This window comes from Microbacterium sp. BR1, from assembly GCF_002812725.1.
Lineage (GTDB): Bacteria > Actinomycetota > Actinomycetes > Actinomycetales > Microbacteriaceae > Microbacterium.
The window spans coordinates 66,194-88,903 of record NZ_NMUN01000002.1 but is presented as its reverse complement, the minus strand read 5'-3'; the positions used below and the strand labels follow the sequence as shown (position 1 = coordinate 88,903).

Here is a 22,710-nt window from a genome sequence, read left to right as displayed (position 1 = left end):
GTTCCTCCTCGGTCAGACGCGGCTGGCTGTCGCGTCATGTAAGAGAACGGATGAGTCCTCTGTTTTGGTCCCGCCAAGCTGGGAGCGAGCCGTGAGTTCCGTGATTAGCCTGTGGGCATGGGTACCGAACTCGAGATGCCGACCCTCACGACCGCGCAGTGGAAGCGGATGCTCACCTACGGTACGCCGCAGAAGACCGAGGTCGGCGACTACGTCTTCCGTTCGGGCGACGCGGAGTACGACCTGATCCTGGTGGACACCGGCGAGGTCGAGGTGGTGCGCGACGCACTCGGCTGGATGGAAGAGGTGGTCATCGCACCGATGGGGCCGCACAGCTTCGTCGGCGAGCTGGGACTGCTCAATGGACAGGGGGCGTTCCTCTCCGCACGCGTCACACGCGGGGGCACGGTGTATCGCGTGCCACGGTCAGCGCTGCGGCGCTTGATGGCGGAGGACGATGAACTGTGCGACATCGTTCTGCACGCGCTCTGGGCCCGACGCGAGCACCTGCGACGGGGGCCCGCTGCGCTCACCCTCAAGCTCGTCGGCGCGGGGTCGTCCCCCGAGCTCATGGCGCTCCGCCGTTTCGCGGAGCGCCTCGACCTGGTCTATTCGGCGTATGAGCTCACCCCCGAAGACCGCGAGCACTTCGCCCCCCACGAATTCGCCGCGGAGGATCTTCCGGTCGCCTTCATCCAGGGCGAGCCACTCGTGCGCGCCACACCCGGTCTCGTCGCGGACCGCCTCGGGCTGAGTTATCAGGCCGTGGCCGACACGGTCGTCGACCTGGTCGTGGTGGGTGCCGGACCGGCGGGGCTCGCCGCCGCCATCTACGGCGCGTCGGAGGGGTTGTCGACGGTGCTGCTCGATGCGGTCGCACCGGGAGGACAGGCCGCCACGACGTCGCGCATCGAGAACTTCCTCGGCTTTCCGTTCGGCGTGAGCGGCGAGGACCTGATCGGTCAAGCGTCCCTGCAGGCCCTGAAGTTCGGGGTGCGCGTGTATGCCCCGTGCGAGGCCGTCGCCCTGACACCCGTGGGCGACCTGCTCGACGTCACGCTGACGGATGGCCGGATCATCCGCACCCGCAGCGCGATCGTGACCTCGGGAGCCGCCTACCGCACGCTCCCGCTCGACCGGTGGTCGGACTTCGAGGGCGCGGGCATCTATTACGCGGCGACCCAGCTCGAGCTGCGGCAGGTGCTCGAATCCCCCGTCGTCGTGGTGGGCGGTGCGAACTCGGCCGGGCAGGCATCGTTGTATCTCGCGGCGAACGGATGCCCCGTGCGCCTGGTCGTCCGTGGCGACGATCTGGGGAAGCGGATGTCGTCCTATCTCGTCGATCGTCTGGTCGAGGACCCGCGGGTCGAGGTCCACACGGGCTCGCACGTCGTCGCCCTCGCGGGCGGGGAGGCGCTCGAGGGCGTGCGCATCGACAGCGTGGGCGACGTCAGCGCGCGCGGGCTCTTCTGCTTCATCGGCGCGGATCCCGCGACGTCGTGGCTCTCGTCGCTGGACCGGGACGACGACGGCTTTCTGCGGACGGGCGTCGACATCTCGGCGCTCGGACTGCAGTGGCGGCAGCTCGGTCGCGAGCCGCTCCCGTTCGAGACGTCCCTCCCCCGGGTCTTCGCCGCGGGTGATGTGCGGCGCGGTTCGATGAAGCGGGTCGCGGCGGCGGTCGGCGAAGGTTCGAGCGCCGTCGCATCCGTCCACCGGGCGCTCGCGGGCTGACCCGCGGCCTCAGGCCGACCGGCTCCATTCGTCGTACGAGGTCAGCGGCACGACCGAGGGGCGCTCGACGACCGTCTGCAGTGTCACGCGGGCCCCCGTGCGCGCGGAATCCAGCAGCGCGGTCATGATCTCGAGCACGTGCAGGGCCATCGCGCCGCTCGCGCGGCCGCCGCGCTCACCGTCGCGGAGGAAGTCGATGACCCCGATCCCCCGCCCGGCGCCCTCGTACCCCGCGCTCGGTTCGAGGAGTTGCCACGATTCCTCACCCGCGCCGCGCACGCGCACCTCGCCGTCGAACGTGTTCGGGTCGGGAGCCGTGAGGCTGCCGGTCTCACCGTGGATCTCGAGCGGGGCGGCGGTCGTGGCCACCGCGTCGAAGCTGAAGGCGACCGTGGACACCGCGCCACCGACGTGCTCGAGCACGCCCGTCACGTGGGTGTCGACCTCGACGGGGATGATCTCGCCCTCGCGCGGGCCCGATCCGATGCGGCGGGTGTCGCGCGTCCGCGAGGACGCTCCGCTCACGCGGGCGACGGGGCCGAGCAGGTGGACGAGAGAGGTCAGGTAGTAGGGGCCCATGTCCAGCAGCGGGCCCCCTCCCTCGCGGTAGTAGAAGTCGGGGTGCGGATGCCACGCCTCGTGTCCCGCAGAGACCCAGGTCGCCGTGGCCGCTGTGGGGCGGCCGATGCGGCCCGCATCGATCGCGGCACGCGCCGTTTGGATCCCGGTGCCGAGCACCGTGTCGGGAGCCGAGCCGACCCACGCCGACCCCGCGGCATCCATCATCCCGCCCGCCTCGGCGAGCGTCGCGGCGAGCGGCTTCTCTCCGTACACGTTCTTGCCGTGGGCGAGCGCGGCGAGCGCGACCTCGGCGTGCGCCGCGGGGATCGTCAGGTTGATGACCGTCTGCACCGCGGGATCGGCGACGAGCTCGTCCACGCTCAGCGCACGGCACCCGGGGATGTCGGCGGCGACGGCGGCGGCGCGTTCCGCGTCCAGGTCCGCCGTGGCGACGATGCGGATGCCGGGGAGACCCTGGAGTGTCGCGAGGTACTGCCGCGAGATGACACCGAGGCCGATTATGCCGATTCCGTGCGGCTGGCCCACAGCATGCCCCTCTCGACGATGGTTCGGACGTTCGGATCCCGCAGCACGTCCGGGCTGTGACCCGGCGTGGCCACGAACACGCGACCCGCTCCCCACAGCCGCGTCCACACGGCGGGCGAGGTGATCGGTCGGTGCCACGGGTGGTAGGGCTGCACGGGATGGGTCGTCGTGGCCAGCACGTCGTTCAGGTCGTCGTGCAGCACCCAGTACTGCTCGGTGCGCAGTTCGAAGTCGTCGAGGCCCGCCATGATCGCGTGCGATCGGCCGAGGCCGGTGAGGTCCACCGTGTAGGGCAGGAAGTTGTCGGTCTCATCCCCGGCGCACTGGTCGGGGTGCTTCGACGGGTGCGTCGCGAACTGCCCCCCGATCAGCTGCAGGTAGTCGGCGTCGTTGCGGTACGAGTCGGCGATACCGCCGTGCCAGCCCGCCAGTCCCGTGCCGCGCTCGACCGCCGCCCGAAGCCCCCGGGACGCCTCGCGCGAGATCTCGGACATCGTGACCGACTGCACGACGAGGTCGGTCGCGGCCATCTCCTCCTCGTCGGCGTACACCTCGTTCGACTCCTCGACGCGCACGTCGAACCCGCTCGCCTCGAGGAACGGCAGGAACAGCTCCGTCGCTTCGACGGGACTGTGCCCCTCCCACCCGCCGCGGACCACGAGGGCTTTGCGTGCGGTCATCGGGAGACTCCTTCTATCGGGGTGTAGACGCTCTGGCGCGCCGCGCTGCTCTCGACCGCCGCGAGCACCCTCTGCACACGGGCCGCGTCGGCGAACGTCGGGCTCGCCAGCTCTCGATGGGCGACGCCGTCACCCGCCACGGCTCGGACGAAGTCGACGACCTGGTGTGTGAACAGGTGCTCGTAACCGAGCCCGTGTCCGGGCGGCCACCACGCGCCGGCATACGGGTGCTCGGCCTCGTTCGCCTGGATGCGTCGGAAGCCCTGCTCACCCGCCGGGTCGGCCGCGTCGTAGAAGTCGAGCTCGTTCATCGACCGGAAGTCGAAGGCCACCGAGCCGCGGTCGCCGTTGATCTCGATCCGGTTCGAGTTGCGGTGCCCCGTGGCCATGCGTGTCGCCTCGAAGACCCCGAGCGCCCCGCCCGAGAAGGCCGCCGTGAAGGCCACGGCATCGTCGACGCTCACGTGCCGGCGCTCGGCGCCCTCGTGCGCGCGACCCCCGAGTCCCACCTGCTCACCGAGCACGGGTCGGGTCAGGGCGAACGTGCGGAGCGTCGCGGAAACGCCGTCGATCCGATCGCCCGTCAGCCACTGCGCGGTATCGATGCTGTGCGCGCCGATGTCGCCGAGGGTTCCCGAACCTGCCCGCTCCTTGTCGAGGCGCCAGGTGAAGGGCGCTTCGGCGTCGCTCAGCCAGTCCTGCAGGTACTGGGCACGGACGTGACGGATCTCTCCGAGTCGGCCGTCTTCGATCAGTCGCCGAGCGAGCGACAGGGCGGGCGTCCGGCGGTAGCTGAAGCCGCACATGCTCACGACGCCCTGCGTCGCCGCCCGGCCGGCGGCGGCCACCATTCGGTCGGCGTCGGCGACGTCGTTCGCGAGCGGCTTCTCGCACATCACGTGCTTGCCCGCCGCCAGAGCGGCCAGGGCGATCTCGGCGTGCGTGTCACCCGGCGTGCAGATGTCGACGACGTCGATGTCGGGGCGCCCGACGACGCTCCGCCAGTCCGTCGCGGTCTCGTCGAACCCCCACCGACCCGCGGCGGCCGCGGTTCGCTCGGCGTTCGTGCCCACCAGGACCGACAGCACGGGCGTGCCCGGCAGGTCGAAGAAGCGGTGCGCGGTACGCCACGCCTGGGCGTGCATCCGCCCCATGAATCCGGTACCGATGACGGCGACTCGCACGGGCTTGTCCATGCTCAGACGCGCGTGGCGTCGCCGGCCGAAACCGTATCGACACGGGCGATCAGCCGATCCTCTTTGACCACACGATGGTCAGGGCCGGAAACCTCCATGGACGTCTCGGTGTCCCGCTCCGCGCACGAGGGCCCTACCCAGATCTCGACCCGACCGGCCTCGACGATCCGGTGTCCGTCACGGCCCGTGAACGCCAGGCGCGAGGTCGGCACCGTGAAGGTGACGATCGCGGACTCGCCCGGCTCGAGCTCGACGCGCTGGAACGCGAGCAGCTGAGCCACGGGTCGGGTGACGCTCGCGTATAGATCGCGTGCGTACAGCTGCACGACATCCGTCCCCGCTCGAGAGCCCACGTTCGTGACCCGTACGCTCGTCGAGAACTCCCCGCCCGCGGGAACCTCGGCGGGGGCGGTCAGCGCCGAACGCTCGAACCGCGTGTACGTCAGTCCATGCCCGAACGGCAGGACGGGGGTGTTGTCTGCACTCGTGACGGGGTTGGGTCCGCCGAGCAGCGGATGCAGGTAGGAGTACGGCTGCGCCCCCGCGGAACGCGGCAGCGAAACGGGCAGGCGGCCGGAGGGCGAGACCCTCCCCGAGATCACGCCGGCGAGGGCGGACCCGCCTTCTTCGCCCGGGAAGAAGGCCTGGAGGACAGCGGCGGGCGCGTTCGCGCCCTCGACCGCCCATGCCAGCGCGTAGGGACGACCCGTGAGGAGCGTCAACACGACCGGGGTGCCCGTCGCGACGATCGCCTCGACCAGCTCCCGCTGGACGCCCGGAAGGTCGAGGGACTCGACGTCGTTGCCCTCGCCGACCGTGCCGCGCCCGAACAGGCCCGCACGGTCGCCGACGACGACGATCGCGACGTCCGCGCCCGATGCGGCCTCGACCGCAGCGGCGAATCCCGAGCGGTCGTCGCCCTCGACGTCGCAACCGCGGCTGTGGGTGATCGAGACATCCGGGAACTCGGCCCGGATGCGATCGAGCACGCTGGGGATCTCGAAGCCGAGCGCGACTCCGGGGTGGTGCGCGAGCACGTGGTTCGCGAACGAATAGCACCCCATGAGGGCTTCCGGCGAGTCCGCGTTCGGGCCGATGACCGCCACGCGCGACGCCGCCGTGCCGTCCGCCGAGCTCAGAGGCAGCGTGCCGTCGTTCGTGAGAAGCACGACGGATTCCTCGGCCAACCGCCGAGCCAGGGCCCGGTGACGCGGCGAATCGAGGTCGACGCTCGTGGGGGGTTCGTCGAACGTCTCGTCGAACAGTCCCAGCTCCTCCTTCTGCGCCAGCACGCGCAGCACCGCTCGATCGACGAGTGCCTCGTCCGTGAGTCCGGCCCGGATGCGTTCGGCGAGCGGCCCGAGGAATGCGTGCCCGGTGGGCAGTTCGACGTCGATGCCGGCGGCGAGGGCCTTCTCCGCCGCCTCACCGAGGTCCGCGGCGACCGCGTGCATCGTGTGCAGGAACGCCACCGAGAAGTAGTCCGACACCACGACGCCGTCGAAACCCCACTCGTCGCGGAGGATGCCGGTCAGGTAGTCGGGGACCCCGCCGACGGGAAGGCCGTCGATCTCGGCATAGGAGTTCATCACCGAGCGCACGCCGCCCTCGCGAACCGCCATCTCGAAGGGCGGCAGGAGCACATCGCGCACCTCGCGGGCTCCGGCGTGCACGGGTGCGTGGTTACGACCCGAACGCGAGGCCGAGTATCCCACGAAGTGCTTCAGCGTCGCGTGCACCCCGGCGGCCTGGAGTCCGCGCACATATGCCGTGCCGAGCATGCCCACGACGTAGGGGTCCTCGGCGATGCACTCGTCGGTGCGACCCCAGCGGGCGTCGCGGATCACGTCGAGCACGGGCGCCAGCCCCTGGTGGATGCCGAGCTCGCGCATCGAGGCCCCGATCGCCTGACCGACCTCCTCCACGAGCTCGGTGTCGAACGAGGCCCCCCACGCCAGCGGGGTCGGGTACGTCGCGGCCTTCCACGCTGCGAGCCCCGTCAGGCACTCCTCGTGCACGATCGCCGGAATACCGAGCCGCGTCTGCTCGCGCAGACGCCGCTGCTGCTCCCACAGCCATCCGGCACGCTCCACGGGGTCGACCGGGCGGGTGCCGTAGACGCGGGTGAGATGCCCGATGCCGTCCCCGATCGCCTGCTCGTACTGCGCCGCGACCGACATCTCGCCGGCCATCGGCGCGACCGCCTCGTCGCCCTTGTCGACCCAGAATCCGACCAGCTGCGCCAGCTTCTCCTCGAGCGTCATGCGCGCGAGAAGCTCCCGTACCCGGGTCGATGCCGCGGGCACATCAATCGTGCTCATCCCTTGACCGCTCCTGTCAGGCCGCCGACGATCCGGCGCTCGAAGATACTGAAGAACAGCAGGGCCGGCAGCATCGACAGCGCCGTGAACGCCATGACCTTCGCCGTGTCGACCGAGTACTGCGACGAGAAGCTCTGCACCCCGAGCGGGAGCGTGAACATCGCATCGTTGTTCAGGATGAACAGGGGCAGCAGATAGGCGTTCCAGGATCCGATGAAGGCCAGGATGCCGGTGGTGATGACACCCGGCATCGACAGCCGCACGACCATGCGCCAGAAGAAGCCGAGTCGGCTGCATCCGTCGATGAACGCGGCCTCCTGGATCTCGTCGGGGATCGCCCGCAGGAAAGGCACCAGGATGATGATCGTCACCGGCAGCGCGAAGGCGATCTGCGGCAGGATGATGCCGCCGAGCGAGTTCATCAGGCCGAGGCTCCTGACCATGATGTAGAGCGGCGTGATGGCCACCGTGAGGGGGAACATCAGCCCCGCGGCGAAGAGCGCGTACAGCACCCCGCGGCCCCGGAACGAGTACCGGGCCAGCACGTAGCTCGCCATCAGGCCCAGCGTCACGGCGCCGACACTCGTCGCGACCGCGACGATCGTGGAGTTGAGCACCTGCTGCCAGAACACCCCGCCCGTGAGGACGTCGAGGTAGTTGTTGACGTTCCACACGGAGGGGAACCCGGCCGGGTCCGTCGTGATCTCGGAGTTCGTGCGGAAGCCGCCGATGATGATGTAGATGACCGGCCCGAGCATGAGCGCGATCACGACGAGCGCGACGAACCACACGCCCGGGTTGCCCCGTGCGCGGTTGGCCGCTCCGCGGCTCCGGTCGGCTCGGCGGACGGTCGGTGCAAGCGTGGCCATCATCGCTTCCCCTCGGTGAGAGCGCCCGCCGTGTCACGGCGCAGCACGAATCGCTGATAGATGAGGGCGACGATGAGCGAGATCACGAACAGCACGACCGCCACGGCGTTTCCGTAGCCGAAGTTGCCGGCGTTGCGGCCCGTGGCCACCATGTAGGTCGCCATCGTCGAGGTGCCCGCGGTGGCGGCCACGTACTGCCCCCAGATGATGTAGACGAGGTCGAACAGCTGCAGAGCGCCGATGATCGACAGGAACGCCCAGATCCGAATGGTCGGAGCCAGCAGGGGCAGCGTGATGGAGCGCTGCATCTGCCAGAAGGATGCGCCATCGAGCGCGGCAGCCTCGTAGAGCTCCTCGGGGATGCCCTGCAGGCCCGCGAGGAACAGGATGACCGCGAACCCGATGTACTTCCAGGTGATGATCACCATCAGCGTCCAGATCGCGATGTCCGGGTTCGACAGCCAGTCCTGCTGGAGCGCGCCGAGCCCGAGCTTCTCCAGCATGCCGTTGACCGCACCATTGGTCTGGAGCATGAGGCTCCAGCCCGTGCCGACGACGACCTCGGCGATGACGTAGGGGACGAAGATCAGCACCCGGATGAGCGACTGTCCACGCATCCGCCGGTTCAGCAGGAGCGCCAGGAGGATGGCCACCGGTCCCTGAAGGATCAGGGAGAAGATGACGATGAAGCCGTTGTGGCCGAGCGCCTCGATGAAGGCGGGGTCGGTCAGGATGTTGACGTAGTTGCGAAGCCCGATGAAGTCCGTCGCCGGTCCGTAACCTCCCCAGCTGAAGAAGCCGTAGTAGGCGGCCATCAGGACGGGGAAGATGACGAAGGCCAGGAACACGATCATGGCCGGGCCGACGAGGATCAGGACCTCGAGTCGGCCCGCCCAGCCGAGTCCGCGTGAGCGGAGCCGGCGCGCCGGGGATGAGGACGGTGTGTTGCCGCCCCCATCCCCGTTCGCGAGATCCGCCGTCGTGGTCTCCACCTCGAGGATGTTCTCGCGATGCGGCATGGTCTGAGCCTTACGCCCGCGCAGCGGCGTCGTTGACGGCCTTGACGATGTCCTCGGGCGAACCGTTGCCCGCGAGCATGTCGACCACGGCGACGTTCAGCGCGTTACCCACGTTCTGGCCGTAGCTCGTGTCGAGCCACTGCGGTGCGAAGGGAGCTGCGTTGTACGCCTCGATGATCTGCTGCAGGTACGGTTCGGTCACGGCCTCCTGGGCGACGGTGTTGACCGGCGGCGCGTTGAACGCCTTGTAGTAGTTCGTCTGCACCTCCGCCGTGGCGAGGTAGTTCATGAAGTCGACGCACGCGTCCGGTGCATCGACCGAGCAGGAGTATCCGTCGACGCCACCCATGATGGCGGCGGGCTCACCGGCACCACCGGGAACCTCGGGGAACGGGAACCAGGCGAGGTCGGGAAGCGGCATCTCGTCGGGCGTCAGGCCCGCGATCACGCCGGGGTTCCAGGCGCCCATGAGCTCCATGCCCGCCTGGTGGTTGGCGATCAGACCGGCCGAGCTACCAGCGCCCTGCTGGGCGGAGGTGGTCAGGAAGCCGTCGTTGAACGGTTCGAGCGCGGCGAGTTCCTGCAGGTCCTCGCCCGCCTTGATCCAGCAGTCGTCGGTGAAGTCGAGGTCTGCGGCTGCCGTCTCGAGCGTTTCGGTGCTGCACTCGCGCAGCGCGAACCAGTAGTACCAGTGCGCGGCGGGCCAGGCATCCTTCGCACCGAGGGCGATGGGCGCGATGCCCGCGGCCTTGAGCTGCTCGATCGTGCCGTCGAACTCCTCGATCGTCGTGGGGTTCTCGGTGATGCCGGCCTCGTCGAAGAGGTCCTGGCTGTAGAACAGGCCACCGGGCAGAACCGCCACGGGGAGGGCGTAGATCTTGCCGTCGATGGTGCTGGCGTCGTAGGCGGTCTCGGGGATCTCGTCCGTCGCGGCGCCCGAGAGGCTTCCCGTCAGGTCCTTCAGCTGGCCGGCCTTCACCATCTCCGCCATCTTGCCGCCGCCACGCTGCAGGAAGATGTCGGGGGCGTCGCCGGAGTTGAGCGCCGTCTGGAGCTTGCCGTCGAGGTCTTCGTTCTGAACGGTCTGAACCTCGATCGTGACACCCGGATTGTCCGCCTCGAAGGCCGCGGCCGTCGTGTCCCAGAATTCCGATCCGGGGCCGGTCGTGCTGTTGTGCCACAGCGTCATGGTGACGTCGCCGTCGTCGCCTCCGGAACCGCCGCCGCTACAGCCGCTGAGTGCGAGGGCACCGATCGCGAGTGCTGCCGATCCCACGAGGATCTTGGAACGCTTCATGTGATTCACCTGTTTCTCTTCGTTGAGAGGCATCGACCACGCTGCGCGATGCCTGGAGTACGGTGCCTCAGTGTCGCAAGGCGAAATGTCGTCGTCAAACGTTTTCGAAAACAGTTTCCAGGTGCGCTACGGTGGCCCGGTGAGCAAGCGAACGACGATCCACGACGTCGCGAAGGCGGCGGGTGTCTCGGTCGCGACCGTGTCGAAGGCGGTAAACGGCCGATACGGCGTCGCGAGCGCCACGGTCGAGCGCGTCAACGAGGTCGTGCGCGACCTCGGCTACGAATCGAGCCTCGTCGCGAGCAGCATGCGGGCTCGCGCGACCGGTGTCGTGGGCGTGCTCGTTGCCGACTTCGAGCCCTTCAGCGCCGAGATCCTGAAGGGTGTGGGGCTCGCGCTCCGCGACTCCCGGTTCGACCTGCTCGCGTACAGCGGCTCCAAGCATGGGAAAAGCGAAGGCTGGGAACGTCGCTCGCTCTCGCGACTGAGCGGCACCCTCATCGACGCCGCGATCATCGTCACGCCGACCGTCGTCGGGGCGTCCTCCGAGATCCCGATCGTGGCGATCGACCCGCACACCGGGCGCGCCGACCTGCCTACCGTCGAATCAGACAGTCTGGAGGGTGCGCGGATGGCGACGCGCTATCTCATCGAACTCGGGCACACCCGTATCGGCTTCCTCGCCGGGCGTCCCGACCTGCGCTCCGCCGTCCTGCGCGAGTCGGGCTACCGTCTCGCGCTGAACGAGGCGGGTATCGCCCATGACCCCGATCTGACCCGTGTCGGAATGTACCACCCGCGCACCGCGCGAGACGCGGCCATGTCGCTGCTGAAGGTCCCCCGCCCGCCGACCGCGATCTTCGCCGCCAACGACCTCTCCGCCATCGCGATCCTCGAGGTGGCACGCCGGATCGGGATGGAGGTGCCGCGCGACCTGTCGGTGGTCGGCTTCGACGACATTCCCGAGGCATCCCAATTCTCGACACCGCTGAGCACCGTGCGCCAGCCGATGCGGCGGCTCGGTGCCGAGGCCGCCAATATGCTCGTGCTGCTGCTGAACGGCGACCCGTTACCCGCCACGCATCTCGTGCTGCCGACCCGACTGGTGCCGCGCGCCACGACGGCGCCGCCGCGCAGGGCGTGATTCAGACGGACTCGAGGCGACGCCGGTAGTACGGACGCAGAACGGGTCGCAGGATCATCCGCGCCGGTACGCCGACGGCCCAGACGATCGCGCCCGCGACCGACCGATCCCTCCGCCCCAGTGCCAGCCGCCGCTCCCACACGTCGCGCACCCGCCCACCGCGACGCGTCCGACCGGGCTTCGGGGGCAGCTCGCCCGCGCGGCGCAGCTCGACCAGCTGAGCCATCTCGGCTATCCAGTCCTCTTCCGCCGGATCGTGGAAGTAGTTGCGCGCGAGCCACGCGGTCGGGGGCAGACGGAAGTCCCTCTGGACGACATCACCCTCGGACCCGAGCAGACCACTCCCGACGAAGACGGTGTTGATCAGACCGTCTTCGACGCCGAACGTGTCGAGCGCGATCACCGGGATGCCGCGGGCGATGGCCTCGACAGCAGCCGTGGAACTGATCGTCACGAGCCCCTCGGCCGTGTCGAGGGCGTGCGCCATCGAATCCGTCGAGACGACGAGGTTCGCGGGCAACGGCCCCATCCGCCGGAGCAGATCGGGGTAGCCGTGCTGCTGCGCGTGCGTCTGATGCTCACCGGCCGTGGCCCGCTCCTTCACGACTACGCGCTTGTCGGGGTTCTCGCGTGCCGTCTCGATCAGCAGTCGCGCAACGCGCAGCCGGTCGACGCGCTCGCGAGGAACGATCGCTTGCGACGCGAACACCAGGTCCGTGCGCTCGGCGCTCGGTCGTTCGTCGGCGGCGGCGCGCGCGAACGGCAGCCCCGCGAGCGCGAATCTCTGCGTGAGACCCCGCTGACGCGCGAGCGCCGCGAACGCGGCGATCTCGCGCGTGGAGTGCAACACGAAAAGGTCGCACTGCGTGCGGTGCACCATCGCCGCCGTCGTGGCGGGAATCGAGATCCCGGGCAGGCCCGACACGATGACGGGGCGTGGATCGATCGTGGCGACGAGCGCCGTCAGGACACGGACGACGGGCCCCCGCGCCGCGACCAGCACCGCGTCCGGCGCGAGGTCACCCAGGACGCGCGCGAGGTCCTCGTAACCGATGCGACGGACCCGCGACGGGTCCAGTCCGCTCCGAGCCAGCGCGGTCGTCTGCTGCGCGGGGCTGACGACCAGGGCGGTCTCGACGATCAGCAGTTCGGCATCCGTGCCCGCGGGCAGTGATCCGAGCATCGCCGCGGCCCATTTCACATACGAGTCGGTGTCGGCCAGCGCGACGACGCGCAGTGCGGCGCCCGTCATAGGGCGTCCGTCATGTCAGGACACGTCGCAGCTTCGCCATCGGCGCCTGCTCGCCCGGGAACACACGCTTCACTCCGTCGCCGAGCGCCTGCTCGATGATCCGGATGTCGCGAATGAGGTGCTGCAACCCCGCGGGCTCGAGCGACGCCGCATGGTCGGATCCCCACATGGTGCGGTCGAGGGTGATGTGGCGTTCGACCGCGACCGCGCCGAGCGCGACGGCCGCGACCGAGATCTGCAGGCCCCGCTCGTGACCCGAGTAGCCGACCGGGACCCCGGGGTACCGGTCACGGAGCGTCGGGATGACGCGCAGGTTGGCCTCTTCGGGCTCCATCGGGTAGGTCGACGTGGCGTGCATCAGGAGGAGCCGGTCGGTGCCGAGCACCTCGAGCGCCGCGTCGATCTGGGCGATCGTCGACATCCCGGTGGAGAGGATGATCGGCTTGCCGGTGTCGCGGAGAGCCTGCAGGAGCGGGATGTCCGTGAGGCACGCAGAGGCGACCTTGTGCGCCACGACGTTCAGGTCCTCGAGAAAGCCGACGCTCGGGACGTCCCACGGCGAGGCGAACCAGTCGAGACCCCGCAGCAACGCGTGATCCGACACCTCGACGTACTGCTCGCGCGTGAACTCCACGCGATAGCGGTAGTCGAGGTACGTCATCGTGCCCCACGGCGTCTCGCGCAGCGTGTCGCGCATGTGCACGGGGGTCGAGATCTCGGGTGTGCGCTTCTGGAACTTCACGGCGTCCGCGCCGGCATCGGCCGCCACGTCGATCAGCTGCTTGGCGATGTCGACGTCACCGTTGTGATTCAGGCCGATCTCGGCGATGACATAGGCGGGTCGTCCCCCACCGATCACACGAGATCCGATGCTTACCGTCATGGGATGGGCCTTTCGATGGGGGTGAGTGAGCGAAGCACGCCGTCGGCGACTTCGCGGACGGCGCCGCGGCCGCCCGTCCGCGAGAGCACGACACGTGCGGCAGCGAGTACGAGGGGGTGCGCGTCGGGCACGGCGACGGGCCAGCCGACCAGGTTCAGGCAGGCGAGGTCGTTGATGTCGTTCCCGACATACACGATGTTGGCGAGCGGCAGACCGTTCTGCGTCGCCCATTCGGTCAGCGCCGCGGCCTTGTCGTCGACGCCCTGGCGCACCTCCACCCGCAGCTTGCGGGCTCGCGCCGAAACGACCGGGTTCGTCTCGGTCGACAGGATCAGCACCGGGATGCCGGCGCGCCGCAACTCGGCGACGCCCATCCCGTCCGAGCGGCTCACACGTACGGTTTCGCCTCCGTCGGCGTGGACCGTGGCGGTGTCGTCGGTGTGCACGCCGTCGAAATCCGTGACGACGGCCTCGATATTCGTGAACCCGCCGCGGCCGCCGCGCTGCTCGATGAGGGGAGCGATCGCGCTCGCGAGCGCCAGCTGCTCTTCCGTGTCGATCTCGATCGACGAGCGTTCGGCGACCTCGACGACACCGACCCGCCCGAAGAACCGGTGACGAGCTCCGCGGAAGCCGAGCGAACGCATGACGTAGAACGCGCCCGTTTCGAGGTAGTGCGCCTCGCGGTCCTGGCGCCTGGGTCGCATGCCCGGGTCGTGGTTGATTCCTCGCGCCGTGCCCGACGCATCCGCCGACCACAGGAATCCGTAGGTCTCGATCGCCGAGAACACGGAATCGAAGGAATCCCCACGCACGAGCCCGATTGCGCTCTCGAGGTCGCGGGGATCGATGAACGGCGATGTCGCTTGCAGGAAGACGAGAACATCGACGTCGACCCGGTCCGCCGCCAGCATGTCCAGCACGTGCAGCAGGGCGCTCTCGCTGGATGCCGTATCGCCGGCGATGTCGGCCGGGCGCGCGATCACCTGTGCGCCCCACTCCTCGGCTACCGCGGCGATCTCGGCATCATCGGTGGAGACGATCACGCGGTCGATCGATGCCGTCGCTCGCGCCGCGGCGATCGCTCGGGCGACGAGCGGCACTCCCCCGACGCGACGGACGTTCTTGCGCGGAACGCCCTTCGAACCGCCGCGTGCGGGGATGACGGCGACGACCTCGCTTCTGCCGCCGCTCATGCGTCCACGCTGCGCGGGGCCACGCTTCGAAGGGCAGAGTCAGGGCGCAGGACGAGGGGCAGAGTCGTGGTCGTCGAGGATGGCAGCGTCACGATCTCGAGTCGCTCGATCGCCCCCGCGAGCACCATCTCGACGGGCAACGATTGCCGATCCACGCAGACGCCCGGGATGGCGGCGACGGCGGCGAGCTGGCTCTCCGGCTCGCGCCGGTGGGGCAGGTACGTGACGGATGCTCGGGATGCTTCGAGCCGGATCCAGTCGAGATATTCCGCGAGCGGCATTCTCCCGTCCACGGGACGAGCGCTTCCGAGAAGGATGCGCCCCGCGGAGGTGGTCACATACGCCCGAGCGGTCCGGCGAGTCCACTCGAAGGCGTGGCGAGAAACGGCGTAACCGCGATCGTCGAGCTCGCACAACCGGGATTCGCCGAACTCGAAGGCGGTGAAGAAGTCGACGTGACCCACCCGACCGCGGCCCGCGATCTGGTCGAGCGCGAAAGGGGCGATGTGGGTGGTCAGGCCGCGCTCGGTGATCCCGGGGCGGGTGAAGGGTCGACGGCCGATCAGAGTGTCGGCGAAGGCGAGCGCATTGGCCCCGTCGTCGAGGAACGTGATGCGCTGGGGCCGCAGGATGCTCGCCGCGAGGCGGAACTGTCCGGAGAAGCCGTCTCCGACGAGCCAGTGCTTGTGGCGCGAAAGCAACTTCCAGGGAATGCCGAGATACGGCTCGCACCGACCGAAAGGTGCGCCACGCGCGATGAGTTCATCGGCCGTCTCCGGCATCTGCGCCGTGAGGCGTCCCGCGATCGGCACGCGACGGCGATGCGCCGCCGCCCACTCCGCGGCGCCCACGAGTTGCAGCGGTGATTCGACCCAGGCCACGACCGGCATCGGTTCCGGACTCATTCCCGCCTCCACTCCGTTGCGCGTTCGGACGGAGATTCCACGTTGCACGACCAGCGTGAACGCTTGTGACCAGACGCGTGAAGCGGCCGGATCGAAAGCGTGAACGATCGGAGCGGAAAGCGTGAACTCTCGGGATCGAAGGCGAGCTCGGTGGGACCGACGCTAAAGGCCGCGTTCGACGCCGCGGAGGGCCCGGACTACCAGGCGCCGGGCGCGTAGTCCTTCAGGAAGACGCCGAACAACTCCTCGCCCGCTTCGCCGCGCACGATCGGGTCGTACACGCGGGCGGCGCCGTCGACCAGATCGAGCGGCGCATGGAACCCCTCCTCGGCGAGACGCACCTTGGTGGGGTGCGGGCGCTCGTCGGTGATCCACCCGGTGTCGACGCTCGTCATCAGGATGCCGTCGGTCTCGAACATCTCGCGCGCACTCGTTCGTGTCAGCATGTTCACGGCGGCCTTGGCCATGTTGGTGTGCGGGTGCCCCGGGCCCTTGTACCCGCGACCGAAGACTCCTTCCATCGCGCTGACGTTCACGATGTACGTCCGCGGCGCCGGGCTGGCGGCGAGCGCGGGACGCAGCCTCGAGACGAGCAGGAACGGTGCGGTGGTGTTCGCCAGCTGAACCTCGAGCATCTCGAGCGGATCGACCTGGTCGACGCGCTGCGTCCACGAATTGATGTGATCGAGGTCGGGAAGGAGCCCGCCCGCGTCGATCGCCGTACCTGCGGCGAGACGTTCGAGCGAACTCGATCCCGCCGCCATCGCCTGTTCGGTGAGTTCCTCCGCCCGCGAGGCCGCCGCGGCGAGGATCGGATGCGCGGTCACCGAACGCTCGAGCGCCTGCGGATGCGGGTCGTTCGTGTGCCCGAAGGTGATCAGCTCGGGCAGCGGACCATCCGGGAGCGGGGCGAGTTCGGCATCGACCAGCGGTTGGTATGCACCCGGCGATCGGCGCACCGTCTGGGTGGCGTTGTTGATCAGGATGTCGAGGGTCCCGGTGGCGGCGACGTCGTCGGCGAGGCCGATCACCTGGGCGGGGTCGCGCAGGTCGATGCCGACGATCTTGAGCCGGTGGATCCAGTCGGCCGAGTCGGGCAGGCTGCTGAAGCGCCGCACGGCGTCGCGCGGGAAGCGCGTGGTGATGGTCGTGTGTGCGCCGTCGCGGAGGAGCCGCAGCGCGATGTACATGCCGATCTTCGCCCGCCCGCCGGTCAGCAGCGCGCGCCGACCGGTCAGGTCGGTGCGGGCGGTGCGCTTCTCGTGGCTCATGGCGGCGCACTCCGGGCACAGCTGGTGGTAGAAGGCGTCCACGAGCGTGTACGGCTTCTTGCAGATGTAGCAGCCGCGCGCCTTGATCAGGGTGCCCGCGGTCGGCGCGGTCGTGGCGGTGCTGATCGGGATGCCACGGGTCTCGTCGTCGATCCGATCGGGCGCACCCGTCGCGGTCGCGGCGACGACTTCCCGGTCGGCCTGCGCGATGGCATCGCGGATCTGGCGGCGACGGACCTTCTTCACGGCCTTGAACATCGCGGCCGTCGCCTGGCGAACAGCCACGTAGTCGGGATGTGTCTGATCGACGTCCGACATGCCGGCGAGGACCTTGAGCGCGATGGCCAGCTCCGCGGGGTCGATGCCGCTCGGAGGCAGATCGGGCAGGGCGGAGGTCTCGTCGGGCACACGCGATTCTACGTCGGTCTGCGCGGGCGGTACGTGCCGCACCTCGACGGCGAACGGTCGCGACTCGCCGTTCCCGCACACGACATCGCGGCGAGTCGCGACCGGTCGCGACCTGTTAGCGTGCGAACGTGCACGCCGACTCCACGAACCGCAGCATCCGCGTCTCGGCCGCCGTCATCATCGACGACGAGGGCCGCTTGCTCGTGGTTCGCAAAGCGGGCACGACCGCGTTCATGCAGCCCGGCGGCAAGCCCGAGCCGGGAGAGACAGCGGCCGAGACGCTCAGCCGAGAGCTCGCAGAGGAAGTCGGGATCAACATCGAGCCCGATCGCCTGCGTCCGCTCGGCGAGTTCACCGCCGCCGCCGCGAACGAGCCGGGGTTCGAGGTGGTGGCGGATGTGTTCTCCGCCGACATCGGTGCCCAGAACCCCGTCGTCGCGGCCGAGATCGCCGAGCTGCGCTGGATAACCCGCGCGGACGCGGACGGGCTCGAGGTCGCGCCACTCGCCCGCGAGTATTTTCTGCCCGCCTGATTCCGTCCCGGCTCGATTCACACCCCCGACGTGTAACGTCAGCCCCACAGGGTCACCGCGGCTCTCGAAGGAGCACGTCCATGGGTGACAAGTCCGCGCGCAAGGAAAGTGGCAAGACCGCAGCCTCCAAGACCCTCAAGGAGAAGCGCACCGCCAAGGCCGACAAGAGGGCGGCGAGCTCACGCGTCGAGAACACCGACGCGGTGACGCGGGTGAAGAACCGCTAGCGCCCTCACACCAGCGGGTGGTCGTGGACCGCCGACGTCATGGTGGCGCCGTTGAGTTCGAGGTAGAGCTGGCGCTCGGTGACCGACAGCGTCATCGCGTTCCGGCGCGCGACCACGGCCACTGCTGCGTCGATGAAGCCGGGGTCGAAGCTGTGCAGCGCGATCGTGTCTGCGCGGTGAATCGGCTTCCCCGACAGTGCGGAGAGCACCTTCGCGGGATCGCGGTGCGTGTACACGGTCGTGCGTTCCGCGAGCTTGCTGCCGTAGTGCAGGCGCGCTGCGTCCGGCGCACCGATCTCGATCCACGCCGTGATGCGACCGGTCATGTCTCGGACCAACACGGCGGGCTCGTCCGTCGACGAGATCCCCTCGCTGAAGGCGATACCCTCTTCGAACTCGAGGAGGTACGCCAGCACGCGCGTCATCATGTACGCGTCGGTTTCGGACGGATGCCTCGCCACGCGCAGCGTCACCTCGTCGTAGACACCGCGGTCGACATCGGCCAGTTGCACCGCGAAGGTGTGGATTACTGCGCCCGCGGCCATAGGGCCCGAGTCTACGGCGCGGGCAGGTGCGTGACGTGCATATCGGGCATGGTGCCCGGTGCAGCGTCATCCTGTGTCGTGATCGAGGGCGGCGCATCCGCGTATGCCGCCGTCAGGCGACGGTAGGGCTTCGAGACGAATGCGAGCAGCACGACGACCAGCAGTACCGCGCTCGCGGCGACGAACGCCAGCGCGATGCCGCGAGCTTGACCCGGGCCCAGCAGCCAGCCGAGGGAGTCCTGCCCGGCTTGAGTGTTCATGAACGGGATGAGCCAGAACTGCGCGAGCGGCCCGATCAGGAACGATGACAGCGGCGCCGCGGCGGACTCGAGGCTCGCGGCGAAGCCGAACACCCTCCCCTGCTTTTCGAAGGGCACGACCCGCTGGATGATCGTCTGCTCGGCGGCCTCGGCGATGGGCATCAGGCACATGAAGACGAGGATTCCGATGGCATACAGCCACCACCACTCGCGGATGGCGAAGGTCATGCCGAGCAGGGCGATACCGACGTTCACGAGCAACATCGTGCGCACGGGGTTCTTGCCGAGGCCGAACTTCGCGACGAGCGCGCCACCCAGGATGAAGCCGATGCTCGTGATCCCGAGGACGACGCCCCACACCTCGACCGAGAACAGCGTCAGGCCGTAGGGGTCCATCAGGGCCATGAACACTCCGCCGACGAGATTGTTGAACGTCGAGAAGAGGATCAAAGCGAGCAGGCCCGGCACGACCACGATCGCCGGGATGACCCCGCGGAAGCCGAAGCCCTTCGGCGCCCCCTCGACGTGGGCGATGCCGCGCTCGGGGATCGGCACGAAGAAGAGGTGGCAGAGCGCGATCGCCGTTGCGACGATCGCGATCACGACGGTCCAGCCCATGCCGAGCAGCCCGACGGACAGGCCCGAGAACACGCTCGTGACCATGAAGGCGATGCCCTGCACGGCACCGACGAGCCCGTTCGCCCGGTCCCGGCGATCGGCGGGAACGAGCAAGGTCACGGTGGTCGAGAGGGCGATGTTGCGCAGGTTCTCGACCACTCCGCCGACGAGGATCACGCCCGCGAAGACCCAGAACCAGGGTCCGCCCCAGTTGACCAGCACACTCTCGGGGAACGACAGGTAGAGGGCACCGGCGAGCAGGTACGTGACGAGCGTGATCGTGCTCGACAGCACCATCACGGCCTTCTTCTTGGTGCGGTCGACGATGACCCCGAACACGACGCCGAACACGGCGACCAACAGCATGTACGACCCGCCGATGATCGCGGTCGCGAGCACCGACCGCGTCTCGAGGTAGGCCCAGAAGGTCAGCGCCCACCACAGGTAGCTCGAGGTGACGTTCGCGATCGCGGTGTTCGCGAGCACCTGATAGAACGCCCGCACGGTCCGCTGACTCGGCACGGTGCGCTGGCTCGGAGGGGCGACGGGCACGGTCATGCGGTTTCCTTCGTCAGATTTCGGCGGATCCGCCGAGGAGGACTATCGTGGATGTGTACACCGTTCACATCCCGTGATCACACGGTACACACCCGACATTTCGGACGCAATGGCAAGAGCACGGCCTTCCGCAGCGCGCACCTATCATCACGGTGACCTCCGACACGCACTCGTCGAGGAGGGCCTGCGGCGCGCGCGGGCGGGCGGCCCCGATGCCATCACGATGCGCGAGGTGACCCGCGCGGTCGGGGTGTCCCCCAATGCCGCCTATCGGCACTTCGCGGATCGCCGCGATCTCCTGCGCGCGGTGGCGGCCGAGGCCCAACTCGCCCTGGCCCGGGCCATCCGTGCCCGCATCGACGCCGCACCCGCAGACCTCTCCCCCGCCGAAGCCGCGATCGAACGACTCCGCCGCATCGGGCTGGCATACATCGACTTCGCACGTGACGAGCGCGGATTGTTCAGCCTCGCCTTCGCCGTGCAGGACGAGCAGCCGAGCGCCGGGATCGTCACCCTCGACGATGAGGTCGTGGCCCCGTTTCAGCTGCTCCTCGACGCACTGGATGCGATGCGTGACGCGGGCGCCCTCGATCCGGCACGACGCCCCCACGCCGAGTGGGCGTGCTGGGCGACCGTGCACGGCTTCGCCGAGATCGCGGTCCATGGGCCGCTGCAGTGGCAGCCGGAGCCGGTGATCGACGCTCTGGCGTCCGCCGTCGTCGAGGCGGCCATCACCGGGGTGCGCGGCACCCCGGCTGCCCACCCGGGCCCCTCGCCCGCTTCGTAGCCGGCGGGATCCGGGCAGAAGCGCGGGTCGACGCGGCACCGCGGACCCGCCAGGATGGGGCGATAGCCACTCCGGAAAGGGTGATTCCCGTGGGATCGACCGTCTTCGAACGCCAGAAGCCCCCCGCATCCGTCATCCGCCACGCCCTCACGGGCACCCGGCAGAGCGCATTCTGGCTCGACGATCTGCCCCCGCGAGTGGCGCACCCCGCGCTGACGGGCGAGTTCAGTGCCGACCTCGTCATCGTGGGCGGTGGCTACACGGGCCTCTGGACGGCCCTGCTCGCCCAGCGCCGCGATCCCGGTGCGCGCATCGCGCTCGTCGAGGCGAGGGAGATCGGATGGGCCGCTTCGGGTCGCAACGGCGGGTTCTGCGAGGCGAGCCTCACGCACGGACGCGAGAACGGGCTCGCGCGGTGGCCCGACCAACTCGACGACCTCGAGCGGATGGGCCTGGCCAATCTCGACGCTGTCCAGAGAGATCTGGAGGTGTGGGGAGCCGACGCGGACTTCGAACGCGTGGGCGCGATGAGCGTCGCGGTCGAAGAGCACCAGCTCGATTGGCTCGACGACTGGGTCGTGGACGCCGCGGCGCGTGGCGAGGGCGGCACCGTCGCGCGATTGAACGAGACCCAGGTCCGCGATGCGGTGCGCTCCCCCACATACCTCGGCGGCGTGTGGGAGAAGCGGTCCACCGCGCTCGTCCACCCCGGAAAGCTCGCATCCGAGCTGGCCCGCGTCGCGAGCGAAAGGGGCATCGAGATCTTCGAGCACTCGCTCGTCAAGCGCATCGACCCGGTCGACGCCGACGGGCGGATCCGCCTGATCACCACGACCGGGACGATTCGCGCGGCTCAGGTCGTGCTCGCGACGAACGTCTTCCCCGCGCTCCTCAAGCGCAACCGCCTGATGACGGTCCCCGTCTACGACTACGTGCTCATGACCGAGCCGCTGAGCACCGAGCAGTTGGCCTCCATCGGGTGGCAGGACCGGCAGGGCCTGAGCGACCTGGCCAACCAGTTCCACTACTACCGCTTGAGCGCCGACAACCGCATCCTGTTCGGCGGCTACGACGCCGTCTACCACTACGGTCGCGCTGTCCGCCCCGCCTACGAGAACCGGCCCACGAGCTACGAGACCCTCGCGAGCCACTTCTTCACGACGTTCCCGCAACTGAACGGCCTCCGATTCAGCCACAAGTGGGCGGGCGCGATCGACACGTCGACGCAGTTCTGCGCCTTCTACGGCACGGCCCGAGCGGGACGGATCGCTTACGCGGCCGGCTTCACGGGGCTCGGGGTCGGCGCATCCCGGTTCGCCGCAGAGGTCATGCTCGACCTGCTCGAGGGCGCCGACACCGAGCGCACACGCCTCGACATGGTGCGGAAGCGCCCGCTGCCGTTCCCGCCCGAGCCCGCGGCGGCGATCGGCATCAACATGACGCGCTGGGCGCTCGACCGCGCCGACCACAACGGCGGCCGCCGCAACCTGCTGCTGAAGACCCTCGACGCGCTCGGCCTCGGATTCGACTCGTGACGCACGCGCCCGAAACCCGGATCCCCGCGGGAACGGCGACGGATGCTTCCGCCCTGAGCTCCGCGCTCGAACCCCTCGAAGCGGCGAAGGTCATCGAGGGAGAACCGTCGACGCGCTACGTCGCCCTGGACACGACCGCCGAACGTGAGGTCGGGGTGTGGGAACACACCGTCGGCATTTCGCGCGATATCGAGACCGACGAGGTCTTCGTCGTCCTGGCGGGCGACGCGACGCTGGAGTTCGTCGAGCCCGCGCTGCCCGCGATCGAGTTGCGCCCCGGCGTGCTCGTCCGCCTCGAAGACGGCATGAGCACCGTCTGGACCGTGCGAGCAACCCTCCGCAAGGTGCTCGTCGCACCCTGAACC

Annotated in this window: 21 protein-coding genes; 7 read left to right on the top strand and 14 right to left on the bottom strand. The window is 69.2% G+C overall.

Translation table 11 applies throughout. The features are described from left to right. Positions 1–117 precede the first annotated feature (117 nt). Positions 118–1,734, top strand: a complete 1,617-nt coding sequence (locus CGU35_RS01095; protein WP_100809823.1) for an FAD-dependent oxidoreductase — start codon at positions 118–120, stop codon at positions 1,732–1,734. Between the two features lie 9 nt (positions 1,735–1,743). On the opposite strand, the gene CGU35_RS01090 is transcribed toward CGU35_RS01095, so the two are convergent. Genes CGU35_RS01090 through CGU35_RS01060 form a run of 7 tightly spaced genes read right to left on the bottom strand, consistent with a single transcriptional unit; the run spans position 1,744 to position 10,223 of the window. Then, the gene (locus tag CGU35_RS01090; RefSeq protein ID WP_100809822.1) at positions 1,744–2,841 is read right to left on the bottom strand and encodes a Gfo/Idh/MocA family protein; all 1,098 of its coding nucleotides are present in this window, start codon (positions 2,839–2,841) and stop codon (positions 1,744–1,746) included. Further along, positions 2,814–3,521, bottom strand: a complete 708-nt coding sequence (locus CGU35_RS01085; RefSeq protein WP_100809821.1) for a ThuA domain-containing protein — start codon at positions 3,519–3,521, stop codon at positions 2,814–2,816. Before CGU35_RS01085 ends, CGU35_RS01090 begins: the two co-directional genes overlap by 28 nt. Next, positions 3,518–4,723, bottom strand: a complete 1,206-nt coding sequence (locus CGU35_RS01080; RefSeq protein WP_100809820.1) for a Gfo/Idh/MocA family protein — start codon at positions 4,721–4,723, stop codon at positions 3,518–3,520. Before CGU35_RS01080 ends, CGU35_RS01085 begins: the two co-directional genes overlap by 4 nt. Continuing rightward, on the bottom strand, positions 4,720–7,038 hold the full coding sequence (locus CGU35_RS01075) for a glycoside hydrolase family 3 N-terminal domain-containing protein (protein ID WP_100809819.1): 2,319 nt from the start codon (positions 7,036–7,038) through the stop codon (positions 4,720–4,722). The genes CGU35_RS01080 and CGU35_RS01075 overlap by 4 nt, the downstream gene beginning before the upstream one ends. Beyond that, the gene (locus tag CGU35_RS01070) at positions 7,035–7,910 is read right to left on the bottom strand and encodes a carbohydrate ABC transporter permease (protein WP_100809818.1); all 876 of its coding nucleotides are present in this window, start codon (positions 7,908–7,910) and stop codon (positions 7,035–7,037) included. Before CGU35_RS01070 ends, CGU35_RS01075 begins: the two co-directional genes overlap by 4 nt. Continuing rightward, on the bottom strand, positions 7,907–8,926 hold the full coding sequence (locus CGU35_RS01065) for a carbohydrate ABC transporter permease (RefSeq protein ID WP_100809817.1): 1,020 nt from the start codon (positions 8,924–8,926) through the stop codon (positions 7,907–7,909). Before CGU35_RS01065 ends, CGU35_RS01070 begins: the two co-directional genes overlap by 4 nt. Before the next feature lie 10 nt (positions 8,927–8,936). Then, complete coding sequence (locus CGU35_RS01060; RefSeq protein WP_100809816.1) at positions 8,937–10,223, bottom strand: ABC transporter substrate-binding protein; 1,287 nt, start codon at positions 10,221–10,223, stop codon at positions 8,937–8,939. A 139-nt stretch (positions 10,224–10,362) separates the two neighbouring features. Between CGU35_RS01060 and CGU35_RS01055 the strand changes: the two genes are divergently transcribed. Beyond that, a complete protein-coding gene (locus tag CGU35_RS01055; protein WP_100810062.1) occupies positions 10,363–11,367 on the top strand; it encodes a LacI family DNA-binding transcriptional regulator in 1,005 nt (334 codons plus the stop codon). A gap of 1 nt (position 11,368) precedes the next feature. Here CGU35_RS01055 and CGU35_RS01050 read toward each other — a convergent pair whose 3' ends face one another. From CGU35_RS01050 to CGU35_RS01030, 5 genes are all read right to left on the bottom strand, one after another. Beyond that, positions 11,369–12,619: a DUF6716 putative glycosyltransferase gene (locus CGU35_RS01050; protein WP_100809815.1), complete on the bottom strand. Its 1,251-nt coding sequence runs from the start codon at positions 12,617–12,619 to the stop codon at positions 11,369–11,371. Positions 12,620–12,629: 10 nt separating this feature from the next. Next, on the bottom strand, positions 12,630–13,502 hold the full coding sequence (locus CGU35_RS01045) for an N-acetylneuraminate synthase family protein (protein WP_100809814.1): 873 nt from the start codon (positions 13,500–13,502) through the stop codon (positions 12,630–12,632). Further along, a complete protein-coding gene (locus CGU35_RS01040) occupies positions 13,499–14,698 on the bottom strand; it encodes an acylneuraminate cytidylyltransferase (RefSeq protein WP_100809813.1) in 1,200 nt (399 codons plus the stop codon). Before CGU35_RS01040 ends, CGU35_RS01045 begins: the two co-directional genes overlap by 4 nt. Beyond that, positions 14,695–15,603: a hypothetical protein gene (locus CGU35_RS01035; protein WP_100809812.1), complete on the bottom strand. Its 909-nt coding sequence runs from the start codon at positions 15,601–15,603 to the stop codon at positions 14,695–14,697. Before CGU35_RS01035 ends, CGU35_RS01040 begins: the two co-directional genes overlap by 4 nt. 197 nt (positions 15,604–15,800) lie before the next feature. Further along, positions 15,801–17,282 carry an SDR family oxidoreductase gene (locus CGU35_RS01030; protein WP_181003486.1) on the bottom strand — a complete coding sequence of 494 codons (1,482 nt, stop codon included), beginning with the start codon at positions 17,280–17,282 and terminating at the stop codon, positions 15,801–15,803. Between the two features lie 128 nt (positions 17,283–17,410). Between CGU35_RS01030 and CGU35_RS01025 the strand changes: the two genes are divergently transcribed. Then, the gene (locus CGU35_RS01025; RefSeq protein ID WP_100809811.1) at positions 17,411–17,815 is read left to right on the top strand and encodes an NUDIX hydrolase; all 405 of its coding nucleotides are present in this window, start codon (positions 17,411–17,413) and stop codon (positions 17,813–17,815) included. A gap of 80 nt (positions 17,816–17,895) precedes the next feature. Continuing rightward, complete coding sequence (locus tag CGU35_RS18075) at positions 17,896–18,042, top strand: hypothetical protein (RefSeq protein ID WP_157813860.1); 147 nt, start codon at positions 17,896–17,898, stop codon at positions 18,040–18,042. A 5-nt stretch (positions 18,043–18,047) separates the two neighbouring features. Here CGU35_RS18075 and CGU35_RS01020 read toward each other — a convergent pair whose 3' ends face one another. Together CGU35_RS01020 and CGU35_RS01015 are read right to left on the bottom strand one after the other, a co-directional pair. Next, entirely contained in the window at positions 18,048–18,587 is a 540-nt protein-coding gene (locus CGU35_RS01020; protein ID WP_100809810.1) for a YaeQ family protein, read from the bottom strand. A gap of 11 nt (positions 18,588–18,598) precedes the next feature. Next, a complete protein-coding gene (locus CGU35_RS01015) occupies positions 18,599–20,023 on the bottom strand; it encodes an MFS transporter (RefSeq protein WP_100809809.1) in 1,425 nt (474 codons plus the stop codon). Between the two features lie 109 nt (positions 20,024–20,132). Between CGU35_RS01015 and CGU35_RS01010 the strand changes: the two genes are divergently transcribed. The 3 genes from CGU35_RS01010 to CGU35_RS01000 all read left to right on the top strand — a co-directional run bounded on the left by CGU35_RS01010 (position 20,133) and on the right by CGU35_RS01000 (position 22,707). After that, entirely contained in the window at positions 20,133–20,810 is a 678-nt protein-coding gene (locus CGU35_RS01010; RefSeq protein ID WP_100810060.1) for a TetR/AcrR family transcriptional regulator, read from the top strand. A gap of 89 nt (positions 20,811–20,899) precedes the next feature. Next, positions 20,900–22,345, top strand: a complete 1,446-nt coding sequence (locus tag CGU35_RS01005; RefSeq protein WP_100810059.1) for an NAD(P)/FAD-dependent oxidoreductase — start codon at positions 20,900–20,902, stop codon at positions 22,343–22,345. Then, the gene (locus tag CGU35_RS01000; RefSeq protein ID WP_232711094.1) at positions 22,342–22,707 is read left to right on the top strand and encodes a cupin domain-containing protein; all 366 of its coding nucleotides are present in this window, start codon (positions 22,342–22,344) and stop codon (positions 22,705–22,707) included. The genes CGU35_RS01005 and CGU35_RS01000 overlap by 4 nt, the downstream gene beginning before the upstream one ends. Positions 22,708–22,710: the final 3 nt, after the last annotated feature.